This is a genomic window from Streptomyces sp. Inha503 (genome assembly GCF_047215865.1).
GTDB lineage: Bacteria > Actinomycetota > Actinomycetes > Streptomycetales > Streptomycetaceae > Streptomyces > Streptomyces lycopersici.
This window is the reverse complement of sequence record NZ_CP178360.1, coordinates 16345-37976: the sequence shown is the minus strand read 5'-3', so window position 1 is coordinate 37976 and position 21632 is coordinate 16345. Positions and strand designations below refer to the sequence as shown.

The following is a 21632-nucleotide window of genomic DNA, read 5'->3' as shown; positions in this document are numbered from 1 at the left end:
CTGCTTCGCTGGCCTCAGTCGTACCAGCGGCCGCGTCCGGGGCAATGGCCGAGTAGAAGACGGCCCTTTGCTGCTTGGTGCGGTGTGCTTGGCCCTTGGCGACGAGCCGTGGAGCGGTACATGAAAGACCAGATCAAAAGGCCCCGCCCCGATCTCGCCGCGCGCCTGGAGCGTGAGGTGAAGGCCCGGTGGCAGCCGCAGATCCGGGCCAAGGCCCGGCAGACGGCGGCGACCACGGGCGGCATCGTCATCGACACCCGCGCCCGGCTCGGCTACACCGCACCGATCGGGACGACGGACCAGGACCGCATCCGGCACCTGACCGTCGCCCTGCCCCCTCGCTACGCCGCCCGCCTCTTCGAGGCCCAGGAGGCCGGCGCCGGCGACCAGCAGCTCAGAGAGATCGCCGCAGAAGCCCTCAAGGAGGTCTACTTCCAGGACAGTGGCCGCCGGGCCGGCCAGCTGGAGGAGGTCCGCTTCACGGACATCGAGCACCTGGAGTTCGACCTGTAGTGGCCACGCTCCGAACAGCCCGCGAGCCCGGACCGATCCGTCCGGGCTCGCTCGCGTGTCCGCGGGGAATCGGATGGTCATGCACGCGATCCGATACGTGGCCGACACCGGCTGCAAGTGGCAAGTTATTGAGAATTCGAGGTAACGATCGGGCAGGGTTGGGGGATGCCTGAGTCGTCCTTGCCGGGAGGTTTCGTCAATGGCGTCGTTCGTGTCGGGGACACGGTGCGTCGTCCAGCCTCTGCTCGTGCGAAGTTCGTGAGCGATCTGCTGAGGTTGCTCGAAGCCGGTGGCTGGAGCGGAGCTCCGCGGTATCTCGGTGTGGACGAGAAGGGCCGCGAAGTGCTTAGTTACCTTGATGGCCATGTCGCGTGGGAACCGCGACAACCTGCTGCCGTGTCGTCGGACGAGAGCCTGGCCGCGGTCGCCCGGCTGGTGCGCGAGTTCCACGACCTGACGGTCGGCACTGCACTGGTTGGAGACCACGAGGTCGTGTGTCACAACGATCTGTCGCCCAAGAACACGGTCTATCGGCTGGTCAGTGGCTCGCTTAGGCCGGCGGCGTTCATCGACTGGGATCTCGCGGCGCCGGGCGCTCGGATCCATGACATCGCTCATGTCTGCTGGCAGTACCTCGGTCTCGGCCCTGCCGTGGCCGACGTCGGGGATGCGGCTCGGCGTATGCGGCTGATTGCTGACAGCTACGAGTTGTCGGACCGGCAACGTCTTGTGTCCACGGTCTTGTGGTGGCAGGACCGGTGCTGGCGCGGTATCGAGACCGAGGCTGATGCGGGTGTCGTCGCCATGGTCCGGCTTCGTGATGCCGGGGTGGTGAGTGAAGTTCAGAGGGCGTATCAGTGGGTTTCCGATCATCGGGGTGCTTGGGAACGCGCACTGGAGTGAGCGCGTGGTGACGGTCAATCCGGGTCGTGGGGCGGCTTCGTGCGCAGGTCGGTCAGAGCGATGAAGGCGCGGTCGGTGCCCAGCTGCTTGGGCGTCGGGCCGGAGTGCGGCGAGCAGTCGCTCACGGTCGGTCAGGATGGTGGTGTTCGTGGGGTGGAAACGGGCGGCCAGCTCACGGCCGGACAGGTGGATGTAGCGCATGGTGGTGGCGAGATCGCGATGGCCGGCGTACTGGGCGATTTGGTCGATGGTCCAGTCGGCGCGGGCCAGGTCGGTCAGCCGCAGATGCCGCAGGGGGGGGGACAGTCGGGCAGCTCCGGCGTTGCGGGCGATGCGTTCGATGGTTTTCGACCAGATGGAAGGGCCCAGCGGGGCGCCGTAGTTGCGGCTCGAGACGGAGCGGAACAGCGGTCCGTTGATCCGGCCGAACATCGTGCGGCGCCGGTGAGGTAAGCCACGAACCGCTGGGACGAGGTAGTGCCGAAAGCCACCTCCCGTGCTCGCTGGGACTTGGTGGTCTCCGCCCGCAGGTGGATCAGGCGGTGTGCGGGTTCGAAGTCCTCGACGTCGAGACGGACGAGTTCTTCGCTACACCCGCCGCGCTCGCCGCCGTCCGCGACCTGATCCGCGGCGCGCTCAAACTCGCGGGGTACGTCAACACCGTCGCCGAACGCCGAGCCCACACCGAATGTCACCGCGCCCTGGCCCTCTACGGCATCACCTGATCAACCAGACATCCGAGGCAAACGCCGGGTCCTGGGGGCACCCGGGGCGGAACCAGGCGGCCCTTGGTACTGGGAACATCGACTTCGGGACGGGCGGGTTCGCATGCAGAGGTATCGCGTCTTCGTGGCTGATGCCGCCGTTCCGTGACACTGAGTGTGCCTCAGGGGAGGGCGGCTGATCGGGGTTGGGAAGATCTCGTGGTGAGTGTCGCGAGGCTCTTGAGTCAGACGTTTCGGCGTTCGTCGAAGGGCACTTCGTCGAGATGGGAACTGCCCGGATCGTCGTCGTCGGCAAGGCCTTCGAGGGCTGCCGCGACGTGGCTCCGCAGCCACTGTGACGGGTAGTTACCGTCCAGGCGTGCGTGCCACCGTTGGTCGACCGTCAGGCTCGGCAGCGAGAGCGGAAGCTCGTGCCATCGCACCGGGACCTGGCGCTCGACCAAGTGCCGCGCGAGGACATGGGGGACGACGACGATGATGTCGTCTTCCAGGGCGAGCAGGGACGAAACGGCGTAGGTCGGCAGGGCGGCGACGACTCGTCGCGAGCGTCCGATCCGCTCCAACGCGGTGTCGAGCAGGCTCACGGGCTGACCCTGGGAAGAGACGTGTGGGTAGTGGCACAGCTGGTCGACCGTGAGCCGGTCGACTTGCCCCAGCTGCGACCGTGCGGACACCACGACGACGAACCGGTCCACGTAGAGCCGTCGCACGCGCACATCGGGAGCGAACGTGCGCGTCAGGCCGATGTCGAGATCGATCGAGCCGTTGCGCAGGGCGTCCGGGTGATCGGAGTCGTCGGTGAGGAACCGGAGAGTCACGTCCGGCGCCTCACCGGCGATCCGGCTGATCAATCGCGGAGCCAGCACAGGAGACAGACCGTCGTTGAGGCGTACGGCGAAGGATCGCCGCCATTTCCGCGGCTCGTCGTCGGCCCTGTCGGTGAACAGCTCGGCCGCGTCTTCGAGCAGTTCCCTGACCCGCCCGGCGCTCCTCAGCGCGAAGGGCGTCGGCACGAGCCCCCGGCCGGCCCGCACCAGGAGCGGATCGCCCAGGGTTCGCCGCAGACGCCCCAGAGCGCGGCTGGTCGCCGGCACCGACAGGTGCAGGCGCTCCGCCGCTGCGGACACACTGCCGGTGTCCATGAGCGCGTCGAAGACGCGCAGCAGATTGAGGTCGAGGTCGTCGGTCACCGCGCTCCACTCCCCGTCGTTTTCACCAGGCGAGAATGATGCTTGCAATCTTTGCAGTAGACGTAAAGACGGGTGCGAACTTAGCTGGTCACCAGGGCCCGACAACACCGCATGACAACACATCGGTGAACAGGCTGGGAGACGGGGAGACAGGGAGACCGTGATGGACCTGCAACTGAAAGACCGCTCGGCGGTCGTCACCGGCGCGAGCAAGGGGATCGGCCTGGCGACAGCGCGCCTGCTCGCCGACGAGGGCGTACGGGTTCTCGGCGTGGCGCGCGTCCCCACCCCCGAGATGAAGGAGGTCGTATCCCTCGCGGTCAGCGCGGACCTCACGACGCCCTCCGGGGTGACCGCCGTCGCCTCCGCGGCCGAGTCCTGGGCGCCGGAGGGTCTCGACCTGCTCGTGAACAATGCTGGCGGCCTCGCGCCCGGGGACGACGATCCGAGTCACCTCGGCGGATTCGCCACGATCGACGACGCTGCCTGGGGCCGGACCCTTGAGCTCAACCTGCTCAGCGCCGTCCGTGTCACCCGGTCCCTCGTGCCGTCCTTGCTGCTCCGTGGTGGGGTGATCGTCAATGTCTCCTCGATCGGGGCCCGGATCGCCCATCCGCCGATCGACTACGGCGTCGCCAAAGCCGCGCTGACCAATCTCACCAAGGCGCTCTCCGAGGAGTACGCCCCACGCGGGATGCGCGCGGTGACGGTCAGCCCCGGACCGACGCGCACGAGGAACTGGACGGATCCGGACAGTCTCGCCGGTGCCCTTTCGCGGTCGCGCGGGATCGGACAGGACGAATTGCTCGCCGGTCTCCCGGAGGACGCGGGCATCAGCATCGGCCGGATCATCGAGCCGGAGGAGGTGGCGGCGGCGATCGCGTTCCTCGCCTCCCCGCAGGCGGGCGCCATCACCGGAAGCGACATCCTCGTCGACGGCGGGGTCATCAAGACGGTCTGACGGCCGGAACCCTAACGCCGGGACCGGTTGCGGATGCGGATCCTGCCGCCCGGTCTCGCTGGCGCGCGATCACCGCATCCAAGCTCGTCGCCCTCGTCTGCTCCGGAGCCCGCTTCGAGAGCGGTCACCTCGCCGACGCCCCGAAGCCACCGCGGCCTGAACAACCTCCAGGGCCCGGCGTTTGCTTCGAATGCCCGGCTGATCAGGTGATGCCGTAGCGGGCGAGCTCCGCACGGATCGGTGAGCTACTCGAACTCGGCTACCAGGCTGCGGACGTGATCCCGTGCGGCATCTTCATGGAGGGCTTCCAGGCGGGGGCGCGGAAGAGACAGACATCTCACGTGACTACTGACTTCGGCGTCGTAGGGTCTGGGTCTTTGTCGGACCTGGTGATGGCGTTCGCCTTGGCTGGTACCCCGGAGGCATGCGGTACCCAGATGGGGGCGGACTGACCGCCGAGCAGCGCAAGCGCCGTGAAGAGGTACGGATGCGGGCCGTGCACCTCTTCGAGGAGGGTGTGAAAGTTCCGTGCATCGCCCGGGAGTTACGGGTGAGCGAGAAGTCCGTCTACCAGTGGCGCCGTGCCTGGAAGGCGGGCGGGCGGGAGACCCTGCATTCCAAGGGGGCGCCGGGCTACGACTGCCGGCTCGGTACCCACTGGCAGGCCCGACTCGCGGCCTGGCTGGAGGAAGGACCGGCCGCACGTGGCTGGACGGACGACCAGGTGTGGACCGCCGCTCGGGTATGCACGCTGATCGGGCGGAAGTTCCACGTCTCCTACAGCGTCTCCGGCGTCACCGGCTGCTGCACCGGATGGGCGGCTCACCTCCGCTTGAACGGAGGTGAGCCGCTGAGGAGGCTGCCATCCATTGACCGCTTGGGCGCTGTCCGGCACCACTGGGCCCGGCTCACTGCCCTTCTCGTCCAGGCTGGTGAACTTCCAGTCCCCTGCGGTCCACACCAGGTCGGCCGTCTGGACGTCCGTGTCCGAGTCCACGACCCCGCGGGCAGACAGCTCGGTGTCGGTGAGGATCCATACCCTCACCCGGTCCTTGGAAGCGAGAAGAGACGCGATACGCCCGGGACTGCAGGGTGTAGTAGTTCGCATTGTCCGACTCCCCGAGCAGCGGCAGACCCGCGGTGTTCCGCAGCCGCATGGAGAAGCGCAAAGCGTCGTCGCTGATCTGCTTCTCCTTGCCCGGTTCAGCGGTGATGCGGTGCTGCTTTTCTGTCGCGGCTGGGTCGAAAGGGTCGAGGATGTCGTAGAAGTGGGCCGCCGCCGAGATGGCCCCGTTCAGGGTGCGTGGGTAGCCGACCGGTACCCCGTCCTTCACGCTCTTGGCGTTGGGGAGCACGGTCGGCTTGGTCGTGCCCTGTGTCGGCGGCAGTGCAAAGGCATCTGGCGACTGGGAATGCTGCTGGTCGCCGGAGTCGTCTTTATCCGCCCCCGACCCTTGGGTGAAGACCGCGAAAGCGGCCGCGCTCAGCGCTGCGGCGCCACCAGGGCTGCCATCATGACCAAGCGGTTACGAGCCCGGTCACGACGTTGAGGCTGCTCGTCGATGGACATCTGTCTATTTCCCCTACCCCTGGGTCCGACAGCAGTCTTCTGTATGAATGCCTTGATGGCCCCGAAGACCATACGTGTCACCGCTCACGCGGCAGCACGCGGTCCGCTCTTCGCGGGACAGCGGAGGCGGCCGTTCTCCACGCTTCGAGATGTCGAGTCACAAAGCACGAGAGAACGGCCGCTGCCCATGAGTCTCCCCGTCGACGCTTCCGCAGGCGAGGCATTGGACGAGTTGTCCCGCTTTCGGGCCGAGTTCTACGAATGCCTCTACGCTCGCGCGGATGCGCTCTTCGAGCTCACGGACGCGGTGCTGTGTGCGGACGGGCCGGTCAAGACGCTGGTCGAGCTGTCGCTGGCGGTCGAGCACCGGCGTGGGCACGGCACCCTGTACGCCGCTCTGGACCGGGGCTGGGCGGAGCCGATGCGGTTGCGCCGGCCCTGGCCGGCCTGCCGCTGCCACGGGCGGCCGACGGCAGGGTCGTGCCGGCCGTGGACGTGTCCCACTGGCTGCGTCCGGACGCCCCCACCAGCAACGAGAGGCTGTTCTGCCACGTCTGCGGACGCGGGGACCGCAAGACGGATCAGCTGGTTCCCGGATGGCCGTACTCTTTCGTCGGCGCGCTGGAGACCGGCCGCACCTCCTGGGTCGCGCTGCTGGACGCTGTCCGCCTCGGCCCGGCGGACGACGCGACCGCCGTCACCGCCACCCAACTGCGCGATATTGTCGACCGGTTGACGCAGGCTGGACACTGGCATCCGGGCGATCCCGAGATTCTGATCGTGATGGACTCCGGCTACGACGTCGTCTACCTCTCGCACGCCCTGGCGGACCTGCCGGTCGTGCTGGTCGGACGTCTGCGCTCGGACCGCGTCATGCTCCGCGACCCGGGCCCGGCCCGTTCCGGCCCGAAAGGCGGACGGCCGCGCCGACACGGCGGCGTCCGCGCCTTCGCCAAGCCCGACACCTGGCACGAGCCCAACGTCACCACGGCCACGGACACCACCCGCTACGGCAAGGCCCGGGCCACCGCCTGGGACCGGATGCACCCAAGAATCACCCACCGCGGCCCCTGGCTGGACCACGTCCAGGAGGAACTGCCGATCTTGCACGGCACGTTGGTGCGGCTGCGCAGGTCGAGCGCCTGCCGGGCGACCGCGACCCGAAACCGGTCTGGCTGTGGTGCTCCGCCACCGCCGCCACCAGTGTCGAGGCGGACCTGTGGTGGCAGGCGTTCCTCCGCAGATTCGACCTGGAGTACACCTTCCGGCTGATGAAGCAGACACTCGGCTGGACCGCCCCGAAGGTCCGCCATGAGCTTCCCCCGAGATGCGGGGAGAGGTGACAGCAGGTCAGATGGGTCTCACGAGAGGAGACCAGACGATGCCTGCCCCGAGGAAATACCCGCTGGAGTTGCGTGACCGCGCGGTCCGCATGTATCGCGCTACCGAGCCGAAGCCCGTCATCCGCCGCATGGCCGAGGAACTCGGGGCGCACCACGAGGCCCTGCGCACCTGGATCCGGCAGGCCGAAGCCGACCCGTAGGGGCACCCTCCCGGGCACCGGGCTGCGTCATCGTCCGCCGCCCCGACCGACGCCTGGCCGACCGGCTCCACCGCTTCGACCCCGCCCTGGAAACAGCCCACAAGAGGCCGGTCAATTTCGGAAGGGATAGGGCCATGTCCCCGGGCAGGTGGCCGGCGAATATAGGGCTGTGATCACGTGTGTGGGTGCGGGAGGGTCGGGTTCAAGACCTCCCTCGTGGCTTCCGGGGCAATACGTCTAGCACGTGGAAGCCGTTTGGATTTTGATGCCGGTCACGGTGGCGGCTGAAGTGAACCCGATGTCGGAGTTCGGAGCGAGGCAGTGGTACTTCGTCTGGCCATTTACCACGTACCGCAGCATGGCCCGGTCGTCGTCGCGGGAGTTGAACACCCAGTCCGATCCGCGGCTGGCGGAACCGAGGTCCTGGTAGGAGCTCGTCACGTCTTTGTACATGGCGCTGGGCGTGCCGTTGGGGTACGAGGCGCTCGTTTTGTAGAAGCACACGTACGGCCAAGGACACCCCGGCGGGTCAGCCGCAGCGGGCGACGCGGTCAGCGTCACGCTGACCGCAGCGAATAAAGCCGCTCCTGCTACGGAGCTCAGTACCCGTTTCGTCATGTTGCTCATAGTGGCGACGGCGACCCGTAGACGGTAGGTCATTTCAGGGCAGGCAGTCCCAACAGGGAAGATCCGGTTCCACATGCTCGAATAGCTCGAAACCGGGCAAGTGGTCGACGAGCGCCGCGCCGCGGTGACAGAGCGGAGCGTGACGGTCCCGCGGACCGAGACGGCCCCGCTCGAAGGGGCGGAGCAAACCACGTCGGCGCGGAAAGCGAGTGTTGCGGGAGCGTTCGTGGAACGGTCGCTGTGACTGTTCCACGAACGCAGACCCGGACGGCTGTGGGACGTGCGAGGAGCACTCAAGCGGGCAGCTTCGTGTCGATGACGAAGCTGATCTCGATGACCTGACCGGGCAAGGTCAGTTCAGTGATGCCCAAGACCGTGCTCGCCGGGCGGTGGTCGCCGAAGTACGCCCGGTTGCCCTCCGCCGTCGCCGCGGCGTTCTGCCGCAGGTTCACCACGTACAGGGTCTGCGAGACGATCTGGTTCCGGGTGGCGCCGTAGTGGTCCAGGACCCTGTCCATGTTGGCGTAGGTCTGCTTGAGCTGGGCGGCGAAGTCGCCCGCGTGGAGGAACTCGCCCGCCTCGTCGAACGAGAGCTGTCCAGAGACGTGGATCAGTTCGCCGGACTTGATCGCCTGTGAGTAGCCGAAGTCGCTCTCGGCCGGTACGTCGTAGTTGAAGACATCAATGGTGGCCATGGTGCTCGCCCTTCTGATCTGCTCTCTTGTGGTTACTCGGAAACTGTAGGAGAGTGAAGTCTGACCTGGAAGAACGCACTTTTCGGTGACTGAGGAACCTCATGGTGACCAAGCATCTGCTCAAGGGCCTGCCCGAGGACGCTGACCTGCGGCGCGCGGACTCCCTGGCGCGAGAGATCTTCTCGGACGTCGCCAACAAGTGGGCCCTCCTGATCATCGAGGCGCTCGGCGAGCGCACCCTGCGTTTCAGCGAGCTGCGGAACGAGGTCGAGGGTGTCAGCCACAAGATGCTCACCCAGAACCTGCGCATGCTGGAGCGCAACGGCCTGGTCGACCGGAAGGTGCACCCCACCGTGCCGCCGCGGGTGGAGTACACCCTCACCGAGCCGGGCCAGGGCTTGCGCACCGCGGTCGACGTCATATGCGGCTGGACCCACCAGCACCTCGGTCATATCGAGAGCGCACGCGGCCGTTTCGACGCCTGACCGTGAACGTCCACGAGCCTCGAGATCACCGACCGATGCCCCAACCGGCAGGTCAACGCTGCTGTTCAGGTGAACGAAGCCACGGCCGCTATCGAGTGGCATGACGCGGGCCCTGGGATGCGTGAGCCAGAGGAAGCTTTCGGGGATGGCCGGGCGGCGCTCGAAGCGCTGCGGGCAAAGGCAGAGCGGACGGCGGCCGTCGACAGCGGCCGCCGTCCTTTGGCCTGTCCCGCCGCAGCGGGGCGCGCAACACACCAGCGAAGGAGTGTTGGGGCGCGTAAGGTCCCTCGCGGGCCCGGCCACGACGGTGGCGCCAGCATCGGCGCGCCCACTGGGACGGTCCATGAGCGGACCCTGGCTGCTTCCGGACGCCACCACCGACGTGGTCTAGCACTCCTGCGCGCGCCAGGTGGCAAGGATGGCGTCCGCCGCGGCGTGCAGGTCCCGGGCGGGCGTGCCGTCGCACACTTGTGTGGAGATGCCGAGCAGGAAGCCGTGGATCATGGATGTGAAGCCGTCCACGTCGGTTTCCTCGGCGAGTTCGCCGGTGGGCGACGCCGCGGACGACGCACTCCCTGATGCGCGCCCGGTCTGCCGCACCGAGGTTGCCCATGGCGGTGGCGATGTCGACGTAGTAGGCGAAGTCACTGTTCGCGGTTGCCTCGCGCAGTCGGCCGATGGTGGCTGTCAGGTCGTCCTGGGCGCCGCGTACGGTGTGGTGGAAGGCGACGGCGGTGTGGATGAGCGGGGTGAGCCAGGAAAGGCCGGCGACGGTGCTCTCGGTGTGCCGGACGATGGCGCGGTCGGTGACGTCGCGGTCGGTGTCGGCGTCGCGCACGAGGGCCGCGACGTGGGCGTAGAAGGTGGTGGCGCGCTGGTCGAGCTGGGCGAGGTACTGGTGCGCGAGGGTGAGTTCGTCGTCGGCGCGGAGCGGGTCGGTGAAGGCGGTGACCAGGGCGAGGAGGGTCTGGGCGATGGCCCGCTCGCCCGCGGCGTCGTGCTGTTCTGCTTCGGCCCGTGCGGCTTCGAAGGCGGCGACGGCACGGTCGATATTGCCGTGGGGCCACAGGATGTGAGCCAGGACGCTGTGGTGGCGGCCCTCCCAGCCCAGGGTGGAGACGGAGGCCAGGGCGGTGGGGAAAACACCCCGGATGCGGGCGAGGTTGGCCAGGCCGCGGCGGGCACGCGGGGCGAGCCGACCGTCGGCGTCGGCGACTCTGCAAGGAGTGCGCCAGCTGCGCCGTCGCCCGCGAGCATCCCCTCCGCAGGCGGCCTACGGCAGGCATCAGAAGTGCCTCGCATAACCTCTGAGTCTCGAGAAGGCTTTTGCAAATGGCGACATGCGGAAACGTGATCGTTTCAGGGCTGTCGCTGAACTCTCGCATCCGGTCATTTGTGAGAACCGGCCTCGGGGTCGTGGACGAAGAAGAACCCGCCCACAGGGATCTCCACGCCCGTCGGCGTGAACGCGCGGGCGCCGCCGTGTCCGTCCAGCTCGATGCGGAAGCCGCTCACGGAGCGCAGGACCTCGCGGCCGTCGTCATGCCGCTCGATCACTCCGGACACGGCGCCGGTGATGTCCTGGCCCACGCCGATGGCCACGTTCTCCGTGCCGTCGGACATCTGGACACTGCCTGCGGTGTCCGGCCTCGGGGAACACCGGTACAGCCGTTGGCGCTGAGAACGATCATGGTCCGATCGGCGCCAGCGTGCTGACGCGGTTCTCGTACTCGCGGCGGGCCTTGCGCTGGGCCGGGACCGCAGGAACGCCGTGGCCGCCATCGAGGGGCTGGCAGCGGGCGAGGAGCCCGAGGTGCACGGCGGGGACGGCGCCGACGCGCAGGGTGTAGCCCTGGCCGCGCCGTACGGTCACCGCCTGGTCGAGCGCGGCCCGCTCGACGTCGTCCAGCTCGGCGGCACGGAGGAAGTCGGGCCTTCCAGGTACGCGGTGCGTACGGTGTCGGTCTTGTCGGCCGGGACGGCAGGGCGGCGCCCGCCCTTGTTGCCCTTGGCCTCGGTGGCCCGGAGCCCGTCGTAGGTCAGCTCGCGCTGGAGGTCGCGCTGGAGTTCGCCGGCCGCGGGGAAGGTCTGCACCATGAACTTCACGGTGGACAGCAGCTCGCCGGTGCGAGGGTGGCGGGCGGTGAGGTCCATCGCGGAGAACGCGCCGTCGTGGATGCGCAGGGAGAGGCGGTCGCGGTGGAGGACGTCGAGCACGTCGAGGATGTGCTGGTTGCCGCGTACGAGGCGGAACATCTCGGAGATGTGCACGGTGTCGCCCGGCCGCGCGTAGGTGAGCAGCTCCCGGAACTTCGGCCGCTGGAGCGGATGGAGGCGGCTGGAGGTGCCGGAGTCCTCCTCGAAGACGACCGGGTCCTCGATCCCGGCCTCGTCCAGGACGAGGTTCTGCCGGGCGGTTGACTGTTGGTCGGTCGAGACCCGCTTGTAGACCAGGTTCGCCACTCGGGGCCCCTTCCGGTACGGAGGAATGGACCCTATCTGTCGTCAAACCCTGTCATCAATCACCATCGGATCTGATTGGATTCGCGCCGCCTCGAACCCCCTAATTGCACGGGTTCATTGGACGCGCCGGCCGCTTGAGCTCGCCATCGTTTACCGACACCGAGTACCGTCATCCCGTGTCCGGTGCAGTGGCAACGCCTTCAGTGGCGCAACCCAGACCATCGCCCAGCGCTAACTTCACGGCCCATGGGCACCGGGCGCAGAGCTCGCTCACCTTCGGCAAGGGCTGAGCGTCATGCCGGCGGCCGGGTGAGTTTGGCGGCCACGGCATCGAGGACCCAGTCCAGGCCAGTCTCGAAGGATGCCTCGGCGTCCACGTCCGTGCCGTCGTACACGGCCTTGGTCAGCGCCGGGAAGCGACCGGTGGCCAACATCCTTGTCAGATGCGGGCCCGAGGCGCGCTGCCAGTCGTGCTTCGACAGGCCCGTGACGCGCTCGGCCCGCAGGTTCGCGATCTCGCGCCTGATCGCGCCGGTGAAGTAGGCGCCGACAGTCTCCACCGCGCGCATGGCGGTGTCGATGTCGGTGAGGCTGTCCAGGGTGGCCAGCGTGGCCTCGCCCACGGCGAGGGCGTTCGGGCCCAGGGCCGGGCGGCCGCCAAGCAGGTCGGCCAGCCATTCGTGCCGGAGAGCAGCGTGTCTGGTGCGGTGGGCGAGGGTGTGCAGCGCCTCTCGCCAGTCACCGGGCTGCTCCTGGGGGAGGATCTCGGCGTAGACCTCGTCCACCATGAGGTCGAACAGCTCCTGCTTGGTGGAGATGTATCCGTACAGCCGCATCGGGCCCGCGTTCAGCCGGGCGGCGACCTTGCGCAACGACACCCCGTCCAGCCCGCCTTCGTCGGCCAGCGCGATGGCGGCGGCAACGATCCGCTCCCGGTCGAGCGGCACGGGGCGAGTCGGCGGCTCCGGCCGGTCCCACACACTCATGGTTCACACCGTTCTGCTGCGATGCATCGTATTGAGCAATACAGTGTATTGCCATGAGACATCGTATCGCTGTGGCCGGGAGCGGCCCCGGAGGCCTTACCTTCGCCCGTGTCCTGCACCGCCACGGCTACCCCGTCGCCGTCCTCGAACGCGATCCCGCCCCCGACATCCGCCCCCCAGGCGGCACGCTGGACCTGCACGAGGGGCTGGGCCAGCTCGCGCTGAACAAGGCGGGGCTGCTGACGGAGTTCCAGGCGCTGTCCCGCCCCGAGGGGCAGGCCATGCGCATCCTGGACGCGAACGGCACCGTCCTGCGCGACTGGCGACCCCGTCCAGATGACCGGGCCAATCCCGAGATCGACCGCGGGCAACTCCGTGACCTGCTGCTCGGCCCTCTCAACGTCCGGTGGGGGCGGAGCGTGACGCAGGTAGTGCCGGGGACCCGGGAGGGTGTAGTAGTCCGTTTCGCGGACGGGCGACAGGAGACGTTCGACCTCGTAGTCGGCGCGGACGGCGCCTGGTCCCGGACCCGCCCGGCAGTCTCGTCTGTGACACCGCACTACACCGGCGTCACCTACGTCGAAACCTCCCTCGACGACGTCGACACCCGCCACCCCGACCTCTCCCGGTTGATCGGCGACGGTTCCGTGGCCGTGTACGGGGTGAACCGAGCTCTCGTAGCCCAGCGCAACAGCGGCGGCCACGTCAAGGTGTACGCCCAGTTCCGCGCGCCGCTGGACTGGCACACGAACCTGGACCTGGCCGACGTCGAGGCCGTGCGATTGAGCCTACTGGCGCTGTTCGATGGCTGGGCCGCTCCCGTCCTCGACCTCCTCCGCCACGGCACCGCTTTCGTCCACCGCCCGCTTTACGTCCTGCCCGTGTCCCACACCTGGACCCACGTCCCCGGGGTGACGCTCCTGGGCGACGCCGCCCATCTGATGCCCCCCTTGGGGGCAGGCGCGAACCTCGCGATGCTGGAGGGCGCCGAACTCGCCGAGTCCATCGCCACCGGCCCTGGAGATCTGGACGAGGCCGTCCGCGCCTTCGAGGAACGGATGTGGGCACGGGCAGGCAGGTGGGCGAAGATCACGACGGCCGGTCTGGAACGCCTCGTGAGCCCGGACCCCGCCGAAGCTCTCGCCCTCTTCGACCAAGTCCAGCCATCCTGACTGCCAAGCGCGAGAGCACCCGCACCAACCGCTCGCCACGGCTTCACGGGACAGTACGGCGCCACTGCGGTCCCTTCCGGCGAAACCACCGTTGGACGAACACACAGACGCCTGCACCGAACGCAGGCCTCAGCCCGCTACCGCCAAAATCCGGTTCGATCCTTCTAGCGGGCCGGACAGCATCGCGCTGCCGCCGCAGGGGGTGAGGTCGTCAGTCGTCCTCGTCCTCGCCCTCGTCGAGCTCGGGCGTGTCTGGGTCGCGCAGTGGGCGCAGGGCGCCGGCGGCCGGGACGCTGGCGGTGAAGCTGTAGCGGCCGAGCAGGTTCAGGTTGCGGTGCTTTAGCGGGGAGAGCCGAGCGATGTCCTCTTCCCGGATCTCGTGGCCCTCGGCCTGGAGCTGGGCGACGGCGGCGTCGATGTAGCGGGTGGTCCAGAGCACGATGGCGTTGAGGGCCAGGCCGAGCGCGCCGAGTTGGTCCTCCATGCCGTCGCGGTATGCCTGGTGGATGGTGCCGCGCTTGCCGTGACACGCGTCCCGGGCCAGCTTGTGGCGGGATTCCTGCACGGTGAGCTGCCGGTTCATCTGCCGCCGGTAGGTGTCGTCGACCGGGTCGACCACGCGCAGCAGGTGCTCGGTCTTGGCGATCCGCCCGTACTCCGCGAACGCCGCACTCAGCGGAGTCGGGCGCCCCTCACGCCCGAACATGCGCAGTAGGTCATAGGCGCGGACTTGGTTGGTGACCAGGGAACCCTTCAGGGTCTGGACGAAGGTGAGCATGTCGTCGTCGATGACCTTCGGCCGTCCGCCGTGGTTGCCCTTGGATGCGGCGATGACCTGGCCTTCGAGGGGCTTCTCCCGGATGTAGTCCCGCTCGATCTGTCCGGCGACGGCGAGGACGGCGAAGAATATGGCGCCCATGCAGTTGGGGTCGTAGATGCCGGTGAGCGGGCCGGTGAGGAGTTCGAGCTGGATGCCTCCGGCCTGGAGTTCGGCGGAGAGTGTCATCAGCTCGGCGGCGTTGCGGGCGAGGCGCTTGAGCTCGTGGACGGTGAAGATGATCGGGGTCTCGGGCGCGGCCTCCTTGAACTGGTGCGGCTGTGGGGACCATCGGTACAGCGGTTGGCGCTAAGCACTTGATCTTGGATTTCTCGCCGTGGGTGTCAGTGTCGGTGGATGGCGTGAAGGGGCGCCCTGTGCCCCTACGTTGAGAGGACTTTCCGGTGCCGGCACCCTGGTGATCGCCACGGATCTGATGCTCGGCGCCGGTCTGGTCAACGACGCCGAGGCTCTGTGCCGGGCTGTGGCGCGGGAGTTCGGCGACGAGGCGGTCGTCGTACGTCACTTCCCGGCCTGGTCGATGCTCGCCCGTGACAACGACGTGTTCCACGTGCTGAGGCTGGATGAGAAGGACACGGCGCGTTTCCAGCTCTGTACCGCCGCCGGGTGTCGCGGTCCAGCAGGAAGTACCCGGCCAGCTGCCCGTCGTCCGGCACGGCGGTGAACGTGCCGTAGTTGAGGCGCTGTTCGTCGGTCAGGAAGGCCAACCGGTGCCACTCCCTTCCCTATCGCCTCCCGGCATCGTGATGACAGCACTCACCTTAAGGCCGTGTCCTACGTGGTGAGGCGGTCGTTGGTTCGGTATGGGGCGGGGAACGTGGTGTTGGATCGTGCCGGACGGGCTGTGGGAGATCGCCGAGCCGCTGATCCCGGAGCAACGGGCACGGCCGCAGGGTGGCGGGACGTCCAACACGCCTGATGAGACGCTGTTCGCGGCCATCATCTACGTACTGGTCAGCGGCTGTGCGTGGCGGTCGTTGCCGCCCTGCTTCGGCGTCTCGAAGTCCACGGCCCACCGCCGGTTCCTCATCTGGTCCAGAGCCGGAGTATGGGGCCGCCTCCACGAAGCGGTCCTGCACCGGCTCGACGACGCCGGCCTCGTCGACGTCACCCGCGTCGTCCTCGATACTGCCCACGTCAGGGCGGAAAAGGGGGCGAACACACAGGCCCGAGCCCCGTGGACCGAGGCAAGCCGGGTTCCAAGATGCACATCCTGTCGGACGCGAACGGACTGCCCCTGGTCGTCGGCGTCTCGGGCGGCAACACCCACGACAGCGAAGGGCTGATGCCCATGGTGACGGGTCACCAATCGAGACACGACCCGGACTGCGGCCGCTGCTTCAAGCCCCAGCGCCTGCACGCGGACAAAGCCTATGACCGGCCCGACCTGCGCAAATGGTTACGCGGCAAGCGCATTGGAGTCCGTATCGCCCGCGAAGGCATCGAGTCCAGCGAACGGCTGGGCCGTCGCAGGTGGGTGATCGAGCGGACGATGTCATGGCTGTCCGGCTACCGCAGGCTCAGTCCCCGCTACGAGCGCAATCCCCGCAACTACCTGGCCTTTCTCGGACTTGCCGCAGCCATCTGCTGTTACAAGCGACTCGTCCGCCTCACCACGTAGGACACGGTCTAAGTCGCGTGATCAGCGGACACTTGACGGTGTCGACTGGAGTATGAGTGAGGGGATACTCGTCGCAACACCTCGCCTGTTCCTGAGCTTGCCGAGCCCAGGGCAGGCCACACCCCGTCGTTCCTGGAAGCCGCGCGGCGGCCGTGGAGCATCTCACATAGATGAACCTAGTTAGAGTTCTAGCGTGGACATGAGCCCCGACCCTAGTTAGAGTTAGAGCATGGGCTTTCGGATGACGCTGCAGACCCAGTTGGTGTTGCAGGCGCTGCTACGTGACCCCGCTCGCGAACTCTATGGGCGGGAGCTGTCAGAACTGACCGGGCTCATGCCCGGCACCACCCACCCGATCCTGCTGCGGCTGGAGACCGAGGGGTGGGTCACCTCCCGGAAGGAGGACATCGACCCCCGCGTGGAAAAGCGGCCTGCTCGCCGCTACTACCGGTTCACCGCAAACGGCGCCGCCCAGGCCAGCGCCGCCCTGGCTACCGCCCACCGCCCTCACAGCACCGCCCTGCGCGGCCTGACCGGGGAAGGCACGGCATTCTGATGACCCTATTCCTCCGTGCAGGACGTCGACAGCTTCTCAAAACCGCAGCGCACAGCCTCGGTGTCGTGGTCGCGATCGCCCTGATCGGCATTTTCGTCGGTGCCTTAACCGGTACTGGACTCGGCATGGTTCATCGCGACGTCGGCATGACCGGGGACGACTTCAGCCCCATCGGCCGCGGCGGCGTAATCGGTGCTATGGCGGGAGGTGTTGCCGGAAGCGGCATACTGGCCATCAGTGCCTTCTTCAAAAGTCCCCGCCGGAAACTGGTCACGGCCACCGAGCGCGTCGGCCGACGTCTTAACCGCCTCGTGCTCCTAGGCGGCTGTTTGATCCCCGCCGGCATCTACATCTTGCTGATGCCGGGTGGTGCCGATGCCGGGGATGGTCTCACCCAGAGCCTCGGCGGCAATATCACTTTGCTGATCATCTGCGGAGTTACCGCTGGTGTTGCCGCGGGCGTCGCACTCGGTCTCATTGTCGGTCTGCTCACCGCGTTTTCCCTGGCCGTCGTTGTCCTGATCCGGGTCTCGGCCGGATTCCTCCACTCGGCCCGTAAGGGACCGAAGTCGGTGCCGGCGGACCTGATCGGCGGTGCGTGCGACCCCTGGCCGATTCGAACGGCCGCGGCGCTCATGCCCCCTGAAGCCGGGCGACGGTGGCGGGACGACTTCAACGAAGCCCGCCACGACTACGAGGACGACCAGCACGCCAAACTCCTGCGTGACTTCCTCCTGCATGCCCCGGCCGTCGTCGTCTGGGCCTGGATCGCCGCCCTGCAACGCCGCGTGCTCGGCGCCGGCACCTCCCAGGAGCGCCGATGGTGACGTCTGGCTCCACCGTCAGGCCCTCCACCAGCCGCCCTCCAGGCCGACGGGTCTCCTTCGGCCTGGCCACGACCATCGTGGCCGCTCCCACGGGCATCGCGCTCGCCAGCCCCACCCTGGCCGCGGTTTTGGCCAGCGCCGAACTCGCTCTCCTGCTCACCGTTCTACTCACCGCTGTCTTCGCCCCGGCCGCCATCAGCGAACGCGCCTTCCGCCTGCTGCGCTGGATGACCGGCCGCCCCGAGCCAGACCAGCCCACCGACCCGGCTAGACCCCACAATCCAGGTGTTGAGAATCGATCCCGTCATTGAGGCTCTCTCGGCGCGGTGAACTTCGACGGCTGCTGCTGTGGGTCTCGATGGCCCGGCCCGGCTGCACCTTGGAGATCACCGCTTGCCGGGATGACAGACTTACCGCCCGCCTCCGCGTCGCCGGTCTTGGCGTCATTGTCGACCTGGGTTTCGTCGGCCTTGACAATACCGACGCCCCTGACACCCGAAATGGGCAGCCGCACTGGTCAGAGCCCTGCTGGTCCTCACCAACCGCGGAGTCGTCCGCTGACGGGCGATCTTCACCGAAGTCGCCCGCGTACGATCAGCACCAGCATCCCGAGGCCCACACACACCACAGCCTTCACCGGCAACGTGAGGGATGCACGCCCCTCACTGGAGCCGTGCGTTCAAGCGGGTTGCGGGCTGCTCAAACCGGCTCGGGTGGCGTCGGGGTCGTAGCTGCGGGGAGATTCCATGTGCTGCGGGTCATCGAGTTGCCGGAGCAGAGCCCAAGTGTTCTGGTCATCGAGGGGCATGTACGTCTTCTCCTTGGAGGTGGCGGGTGGCTCGTTGACTGATCACTGCTGTGTGGGCGGCCCAGTCTCCGGCGGCGGCTCGCTGCCATTTGACGGCGACGGTGATGTCGATGCCGAGGGGGCGAGCGGGGACCGCGGCGGGCCACTGGGTATGGAGAAGCAACAGCAAGTCGGCGAGGCGGTCTTCGGGCCTGATGGTGTCGTCGTGCAGCAGGCGACGGGCGGTGTCCCAGCGGGCTTCGTCGTCCATTCCCTGGGTGGGGCCGTTCCATCTGACGGCTGGGAAGCTGAGGTCACGGGCGATCTTCTGGGAGAGGGCCCGGCGTACGAAGTGGCCTGCTTCCTGGCGGTGGCGGACGTCGTCGCTGGTCGTCCAGCGTTCGCGGTCGGCCTGGCGGCGGGTGGCAACGGTCAGGTTCTGTTCCTCGAGCCAGTCCGGGAGATTGACGGCCGCCCGCAGGTGTTGCCGTGCGCCCGCGAGCTGGTGGTGCGTGGTCTCCTTGCCGTGGCTGCGTTGGCGAAGCCGGCGTATGAGGTGCCACGTCGGGTACCGGTGCAGGATTTTCCGGCCCTCGGCCGTCGCGTGGGAGGCGACGAGGTCCTTCACGTGCCGTTCGAGACGGGCCATCTGCTCGTCCCGCCGGGGCAGGACTCCGGGGGCGAGGAGAACGCTGCGGATGTGCTCGACGACCTGGCCTTCGGGGAGCTCGTCCAGGGCCGCATGGGTGAGGGGAGGTGTCCGCTTCGCCCGCCGTCCGGATCGCCACGGACCTGTGTAGCGGTACGGCGCCCTGCTTCCCCCCGGATGAGCGTTTGGCGAGCGATTTACGGGCGATCGATGTGCGCTTTTTGGTAGGGTGTGGTTGGGAGGCGAGATCTTGTCCAATGAGGAAGAGCTGTTCGGTGCTGTTGACGCGCTGCTGGAGCAGGCTGTGCGGGATCCGCTGCCGGAACCCGCGGAGCGTAAACGTCTGCGCGAAGCAGCCGGGCTGACACAGGATCAGGTCGCGGAGGCTCTGCGGACTCGGCGTGAGGCGGTGGGGAACTGGGAGGCCGGACGTACTGAGCCGCGGCCGCCGAAACGTGCCGCATACGCACGGCTCCTCGAGGGTCTCGCTGCCCGCTTCCCCGCACCCGGGCCGACCGACAGCAGCTCGGCCGCGAGCGTCCGCCCAGCCGCCGTCCCCGCTCAGGAAGCGGCAGTGCCCGAGGGGTCCACCGGCACCATGTCGGAGCCCACGGGCATGACGGCTTCTCAGTCCATCGCACCGCCTGCACCGCCCGCATCGACTGCTGCGGCCGCCGGGGCAGTTTCGGCTGCCGCGCCCAGGCCGACGGCGGCGTCCCGGCGCCCGGGAGTGCAAGAGGCCGTTCCGAGGAAGACCGCAGCGGTGGCGGACGCTGCTGATCCGCGGTTCGCTCACGGTCCGCTCGCCGTCATCGATGCCGATGCTGACCGTCAGGTCGTGGCGTACTGCGCAGGCGGCTTGGTTCTGGAGGTGCCCGCCAAGTCTCTCCCGTCGCTGGTGGAGTGGGCATTGAAGGAGGCGTGGCTCGGTGCGCCACGGCTGCACCGGTCGGGGAAGGATGCGGACCCGCTGCTCGTGCTCACCGAGACTGCGTTGGAGCGGTACGGATTGCCGGTGACGCTGTCGGAGGGCGAACGGCTTGCCGGGCGGCTGCCGGAGGATCACAAGGTCATCAGGCAGTTGGAGCGGGCCGGCTGGAAGCTGACCAGGCGCGGGTTCGGCCCGTGGGCGCGGATCTACCGCCCGGCGAAGGGTTCGGAACGCGCTTGCGTGCAGCTGTGCATCCCGTCCTGGGACGCGCTGGACTCCCGCCACTGGGGCACCGCCGCTCAGCTGCCACCGGCAGAGCTGGCCCGGCTCCTGGGTACGTACGCGTCCCGGGTGATCACGCCGCTCGGCTCCACGGCCGTCACCGGCCTGGAGTTGATGACCGCTCTGCACCCGCCGACCCGTGCTTCCAAGCCCGACGCCGACGGCAAGCGCCACTCCGAGCACAACCCCGGCTCGCTGGGCACGGAGCAGGTGGTCTGTGCGCCGTGTGAGGCTCCGGACGGTCATCCGCTTCTGGCGGACCTGCCGCGGTTCCACGTCCGCGGCCCCGGCGAGAAGCTGTTCGAGGAGGCGTACGACTGGGCGCGGCCGATGACGGATGCCGAATGCACCAGGCGGTACCTGGTCGGCATCGACGTGAACATGGCCTTCGCTGCCGGAGCGAACGGACTCGTGGTCGGTCTCGGTGCGCCCACGTATGTCAAGGCGCCGGTGTTCGACCCGAAGCTGCCCGGATCGTGGCTGGTGGACCTGTCCCACGTCGACCTGTCCCGCGTGAAGGTCGGCAAGGACACGTGGGCCGACCTGGACGCCGCTCTGCTGCCCAGCCCGTTCACACCGAAGGGCGAGCGCCCGGAAGGGCCGGCCTGGTACGCCACGCCCACCGTCGCCTACGCGGTGGAACTGGGCTACGACGTCGCGCCGGTCGAGGCATGGGTGCGCTACGACAACGGCCGCTACCTGGACGGCTGGTACGAACGGCTGCGCGACGCCTACCTCGCCACGATGGCGGACCTCGGCGTCGGCGCGGACCTGGCGCCGGCGGACTTCTTGGCCGCCATGGACGGCTACAGGGCGCGCGACCCCGAGCTGGCGATCGTCGTCTCGGCGATCAAGGCGACGGTCAAGGGTGGCCTGGGCAAGTTGCGCGAACGCCCGCGTGGTGAGGGGTGGCGGCCGGGCGAGCCGTGGCGGGCCCTGTCCCGCCCGACGTGGCGGCCGGACATCCGCGCGGCCGTCATCTCCCGCGCCCGGATCAATCTCCATCGCAAGATCGTCAAGCATGCGGCGTTCACCGGCCAGTACCCGGTCGCGATCCTGTCCGACTGCGTGGTGTACGCGGCTGAGGGCACCAGCCCGCTGGACTTCCTGCCCTACCGGGACGGCAGGCCGCTGCCCGGCGGCTTCAAGCTCGGCATCAACCCGGGCCTGGTCAAGCACGAGGGCACCCAGACCGTTCTGTGGGGCGAGGGCGTGAGGGAGCAGTTCGAGGCCCCGGAGCTCAACCTCGCCCGGTACATCAAGGACGGCACGGTCACCGATGTCGACAACGGAGAGTAGGAGAGGGCG

23 protein-coding genes and 6 pseudogenes are annotated in these 21632 nt (G+C 68.2%); 16 read left to right on the top strand and 13 right to left on the bottom strand.

Annotated elements, in window-relative coordinates:
• Positions 1 to 513: a telomere-protecting terminal protein Tpg gene (gene tpg, locus ACJX2R_RS00235; RefSeq protein WP_413105736.1), complete on the top strand. Its 513-nt coding sequence runs from the start codon at positions 1 to 3 to the stop codon at positions 511 to 513.
• 165 nt (positions 514 to 678) lie between these two features.
• Positions 679 to 1416 carry a phosphotransferase gene (locus ACJX2R_RS00230; protein WP_413098161.1) on the top strand — a complete coding sequence of 246 codons (738 nt, stop codon included), beginning with the start codon at positions 679 to 681 and terminating at the stop codon, positions 1414 to 1416.
• Between the two features lie 192 nt (positions 1417 to 1608).
• Here the strand turns inward: ACJX2R_RS00230 and ACJX2R_RS00225 are convergent.
• A pseudogene (locus ACJX2R_RS00225) lies at positions 1609 to 1848 on the bottom strand (site-specific integrase); the annotation flags it as partial.
• A 158-nt stretch (positions 1849 to 2006) separates the two neighbouring features.
• Between ACJX2R_RS00225 and ACJX2R_RS00220 the strand changes: the two are divergent.
• A pseudogene (locus ACJX2R_RS00220) lies at positions 2007 to 2141 on the top strand (ISAs1 family transposase); the annotation flags it as partial.
• A gap of 224 nt (positions 2142 to 2365) precedes the next feature.
• On the opposite strand, the gene ACJX2R_RS00215 reads toward ACJX2R_RS00220, so the two are convergent.
• Positions 2366 to 3331 carry a LysR family transcriptional regulator gene (locus ACJX2R_RS00215; protein ID WP_413098160.1) on the bottom strand — a complete coding sequence of 322 codons (966 nt, stop codon included), beginning with the start codon at positions 3329 to 3331 and terminating at the stop codon, positions 2366 to 2368.
• A gap of 163 nt (positions 3332 to 3494) precedes the next feature.
• On the opposite strand from ACJX2R_RS00215, the gene ACJX2R_RS00210 reads away from it, so the two are divergent.
• Positions 3495 to 4292: an SDR family oxidoreductase gene (locus tag ACJX2R_RS00210; protein ID WP_413098159.1), complete on the top strand. Its 798-nt coding sequence runs from the start codon at positions 3495 to 3497 to the stop codon at positions 4290 to 4292.
• 424 nt (positions 4293 to 4716) lie between these two features.
• A pseudogene (locus ACJX2R_RS00205) lies at positions 4717 to 5052 on the top strand (helix-turn-helix domain-containing protein); the annotation flags it as partial.
• Between the two features lie 148 nt (positions 5053 to 5200).
• On the opposite strand, the gene ACJX2R_RS00200 reads toward ACJX2R_RS00205, so the two are convergent.
• A complete protein-coding gene (locus tag ACJX2R_RS00200) occupies positions 5201 to 5647 on the bottom strand; it encodes a hypothetical protein (protein WP_413106171.1) in 447 nt (148 codons plus the stop codon).
• A 402-nt stretch (positions 5648 to 6049) separates the two neighbouring features.
• On the opposite strand from ACJX2R_RS00200, the pseudogene ACJX2R_RS00195 reads away from it, so the two are divergent.
• Both ACJX2R_RS00195 and ACJX2R_RS00190 read left to right on the top strand, forming a co-directional pair.
• Positions 6050 to 7175: pseudogene (locus ACJX2R_RS00195) on the top strand (transposase); the annotation flags it as partial.
• A gap of 68 nt (positions 7176 to 7243) precedes the next feature.
• Positions 7244 to 7405, top strand: coding sequence for a transposase (locus ACJX2R_RS00190; RefSeq protein ID WP_413098158.1), 162 nt, complete (start codon positions 7244 to 7246; stop codon positions 7403 to 7405).
• Between the two features lie 237 nt (positions 7406 to 7642).
• On the opposite strand, the gene ACJX2R_RS00185 is transcribed toward ACJX2R_RS00190, so the two are convergent.
• Both ACJX2R_RS00185 and ACJX2R_RS00180 read right to left on the bottom strand, forming a co-directional pair.
• Complete coding sequence (locus ACJX2R_RS00185; protein WP_413098157.1) at positions 7643 to 8032, bottom strand: hypothetical protein; 390 nt, start codon at positions 8030 to 8032, stop codon at positions 7643 to 7645.
• A gap of 293 nt (positions 8033 to 8325) precedes the next feature.
• Complete coding sequence (locus ACJX2R_RS00180; RefSeq protein WP_413098156.1) at positions 8326 to 8727, bottom strand: RidA family protein; 402 nt, start codon at positions 8725 to 8727, stop codon at positions 8326 to 8328.
• Between the two features lie 101 nt (positions 8728 to 8828).
• Between ACJX2R_RS00180 and ACJX2R_RS00175 the strand changes: the two genes are divergently transcribed.
• Positions 8829 to 9212, top strand: a complete 384-nt coding sequence (locus tag ACJX2R_RS00175) for a winged helix-turn-helix transcriptional regulator (protein ID WP_413098155.1) — start codon at positions 8829 to 8831, stop codon at positions 9210 to 9212.
• A gap of 387 nt (positions 9213 to 9599) precedes the next feature.
• On the opposite strand, the gene ACJX2R_RS00170 is transcribed toward ACJX2R_RS00175, so the two are convergent.
• A complete protein-coding gene (locus tag ACJX2R_RS00170; RefSeq protein ID WP_413098154.1) occupies positions 9600 to 9734 on the bottom strand; it encodes a hypothetical protein in 135 nt (44 codons plus the stop codon).
• Here ACJX2R_RS00170 and ACJX2R_RS00165 point away from each other — a divergent pair.
• On the top strand, positions 9715 to 10566 hold the full coding sequence (locus ACJX2R_RS00165; RefSeq protein WP_413098153.1) for a hypothetical protein: 852 nt from the start codon (positions 9715 to 9717) through the stop codon (positions 10564 to 10566). The two genes, ACJX2R_RS00170 and ACJX2R_RS00165, sit on opposite strands and share 20 nt — an antisense overlap.
• Before the next feature lie 35 nt (positions 10567 to 10601).
• Here the strand turns inward: ACJX2R_RS00165 and ACJX2R_RS00160 are convergent, their stop codons facing one another.
• From ACJX2R_RS00160 to ACJX2R_RS00145, 4 genes are all read right to left on the bottom strand, one after another.
• A complete protein-coding gene (locus tag ACJX2R_RS00160) occupies positions 10602 to 10835 on the bottom strand; it encodes a hypothetical protein (RefSeq protein WP_413098152.1) in 234 nt (77 codons plus the stop codon).
• Between the two features lie 64 nt (positions 10836 to 10899).
• On the bottom strand, positions 10900 to 11085 hold the full coding sequence (locus tag ACJX2R_RS00155; protein ID WP_413098151.1) for a hypothetical protein: 186 nt from the start codon (positions 11083 to 11085) through the stop codon (positions 10900 to 10902).
• On the bottom strand, positions 11082 to 11675 hold the full coding sequence (locus tag ACJX2R_RS00150) for a recombinase family protein (protein WP_413098150.1): 594 nt from the start codon (positions 11673 to 11675) through the stop codon (positions 11082 to 11084). Before ACJX2R_RS00150 ends, ACJX2R_RS00155 begins: the two co-directional genes overlap by 4 nt.
• Positions 11676 to 11968: 293 nt before the next feature.
• Positions 11969 to 12661, bottom strand: a complete 693-nt coding sequence (locus tag ACJX2R_RS00145) for a TetR/AcrR family transcriptional regulator (protein WP_413098149.1) — start codon at positions 12659 to 12661, stop codon at positions 11969 to 11971.
• 53 nt (positions 12662 to 12714) lie between these two features.
• Here ACJX2R_RS00145 and ACJX2R_RS00140 point away from each other — a divergent pair, with 53 nt between their 5' ends.
• Positions 12715 to 13833 (top strand): FAD-dependent oxidoreductase, encoded by a 1119-nt coding sequence (locus ACJX2R_RS00140; RefSeq protein WP_413098148.1) that lies wholly within the window; start codon positions 12715 to 12717, stop codon positions 13831 to 13833.
• A 211-nt stretch (positions 13834 to 14044) separates the two neighbouring features.
• On the opposite strand, the pseudogene ACJX2R_RS00135 reads toward ACJX2R_RS00140, so the two are convergent.
• Together ACJX2R_RS00135 and ACJX2R_RS00130 are read right to left on the bottom strand one after the other, a co-directional pair.
• Positions 14045 to 14581 (bottom strand): annotated as a pseudogene (locus tag ACJX2R_RS00135) (Tn3 family transposase); the annotation flags it as partial.
• 75 nt (positions 14582 to 14656) lie between these two features.
• Positions 14657 to 14890, bottom strand: a pseudogene (locus ACJX2R_RS00130) (recombinase family protein); the annotation flags it as partial.
• A gap of 178 nt (positions 14891 to 15068) precedes the next feature.
• On the opposite strand from ACJX2R_RS00130, the gene ACJX2R_RS00125 reads away from it, so the two are divergent.
• The 5 genes from ACJX2R_RS00125 to ACJX2R_RS00105 all read left to right on the top strand — a co-directional run bounded on the left by ACJX2R_RS00125 (position 15069) and on the right by ACJX2R_RS00105 (position 17986).
• Positions 15069 to 15335 (top strand): hypothetical protein, encoded by a 267-nt coding sequence (locus ACJX2R_RS00125; protein ID WP_413098147.1) that lies wholly within the window; start codon positions 15069 to 15071, stop codon positions 15333 to 15335.
• Positions 15336 to 15474: 139 nt separating this feature from the next.
• Positions 15475 to 16292 (top strand): IS5 family transposase gene (locus ACJX2R_RS00120; RefSeq protein ID WP_413098146.1). Its coding sequence is split into 2 segments (ribosomal slippage): positions 15475 to 15817 and positions 15817 to 16292, totalling 819 coding nucleotides; the frame shifts between segments, so codons are not numbered across the junction.
• Between the two features lie 229 nt (positions 16293 to 16521).
• Complete coding sequence (locus tag ACJX2R_RS00115; RefSeq protein ID WP_413098145.1) at positions 16522 to 16848, top strand: PadR family transcriptional regulator; 327 nt, start codon at positions 16522 to 16524, stop codon at positions 16846 to 16848.
• Between the two features lie 65 nt (positions 16849 to 16913).
• Entirely contained in the window at positions 16914 to 17675 is a 762-nt protein-coding gene (locus ACJX2R_RS00110) for a hypothetical protein (protein ID WP_413098144.1), read from the top strand.
• A complete protein-coding gene (locus ACJX2R_RS00105) occupies positions 17669 to 17986 on the top strand; it encodes a hypothetical protein (RefSeq protein ID WP_413098143.1) in 318 nt (105 codons plus the stop codon). Before ACJX2R_RS00110 ends, ACJX2R_RS00105 begins: the two co-directional genes overlap by 7 nt.
• A gap of 483 nt (positions 17987 to 18469) precedes the next feature.
• On the opposite strand, the gene ACJX2R_RS00100 is transcribed toward ACJX2R_RS00105, so the two are convergent.
• Positions 18470 to 19111, bottom strand: coding sequence for a hypothetical protein (locus ACJX2R_RS00100; RefSeq protein WP_413098142.1), 642 nt, complete (start codon positions 19109 to 19111; stop codon positions 18470 to 18472).
• Positions 19112 to 19361: 250 nt separating this feature from the next.
• Between ACJX2R_RS00100 and tap the strand changes: the two genes are divergently transcribed.
• The gene (tap, locus tag ACJX2R_RS00095) at positions 19362 to 21623 is read left to right on the top strand and encodes a telomere-associated protein Tap (protein ID WP_413098141.1); all 2262 of its coding nucleotides are present in this window, start codon (positions 19362 to 19364) and stop codon (positions 21621 to 21623) included.
• Positions 21624 to 21632 lie beyond the last annotated feature (9 nt).

What these genes read in the sequence shown, in the direction of transcription:
- ACJX2R_RS00230 (WP_413098161.1), top strand. Translation starts at nt 679, where the DNA reads ATGCCTGAGTCGTCCTTGCCGGGAGGTTTCGTCAATGGCGTCGTTCGT.
- ACJX2R_RS00210 (WP_413098159.1), top strand. Translation starts at nt 3,495, where the DNA reads ATGGACCTGCAACTGAAAGACCGCTCGGCGGTCGTCACCGGCGCGAGC.
- ACJX2R_RS00190 (WP_413098158.1), top strand. Translation starts at nt 7,244, where the DNA reads ATGCCTGCCCCGAGGAAATACCCGCTGGAGTTGCGTGACCGCGCGGTC.
- ACJX2R_RS00185 (WP_413098157.1), bottom strand. Translation starts at nt 8,032, where the DNA reads ATGAGCAACATGACGAAACGGGTACTGAGCTCCGTAGCAGGAGCGGCT.
- ACJX2R_RS00180 (WP_413098156.1), bottom strand. Translation starts at nt 8,727, where the DNA reads ATGGCCACCATTGATGTCTTCAACTACGACGTACCGGCCGAGAGCGAC.
- ACJX2R_RS00175 (WP_413098155.1), top strand. Translation starts at nt 8,829, where the DNA reads ATGGTGACCAAGCATCTGCTCAAGGGCCTGCCCGAGGACGCTGACCTG.
- ACJX2R_RS00165 (WP_413098153.1), top strand. Translation starts at nt 9,715, where the DNA reads ATGGATGTGAAGCCGTCCACGTCGGTTTCCTCGGCGAGTTCGCCGGTG.
- ACJX2R_RS00160 (WP_413098152.1), bottom strand. Translation starts at nt 10,835, where the DNA reads ATGTCCGACGGCACGGAGAACGTGGCCATCGGCGTGGGCCAGGACATC.
- ACJX2R_RS00145 (WP_413098149.1), bottom strand. Translation starts at nt 12,661, where the DNA reads ATGAGTGTGTGGGACCGGCCGGAGCCGCCGACTCGCCCCGTGCCGCTC.
- ACJX2R_RS00140 (WP_413098148.1), top strand. Translation starts at nt 12,715, where the DNA reads ATGAGACATCGTATCGCTGTGGCCGGGAGCGGCCCCGGAGGCCTTACC.
- ACJX2R_RS00115 (WP_413098145.1), top strand. Translation starts at nt 16,522, where the DNA reads ATGGGCTTTCGGATGACGCTGCAGACCCAGTTGGTGTTGCAGGCGCTG.
- ACJX2R_RS00105 (WP_413098143.1), top strand. Translation starts at nt 17,669, where the DNA reads ATGGTGACGTCTGGCTCCACCGTCAGGCCCTCCACCAGCCGCCCTCCA.
- ACJX2R_RS00100 (WP_413098142.1), bottom strand. Translation starts at nt 19,111, where the DNA reads ATGGCCCGTCTCGAACGGCACGTGAAGGACCTCGTCGCCTCCCACGCG.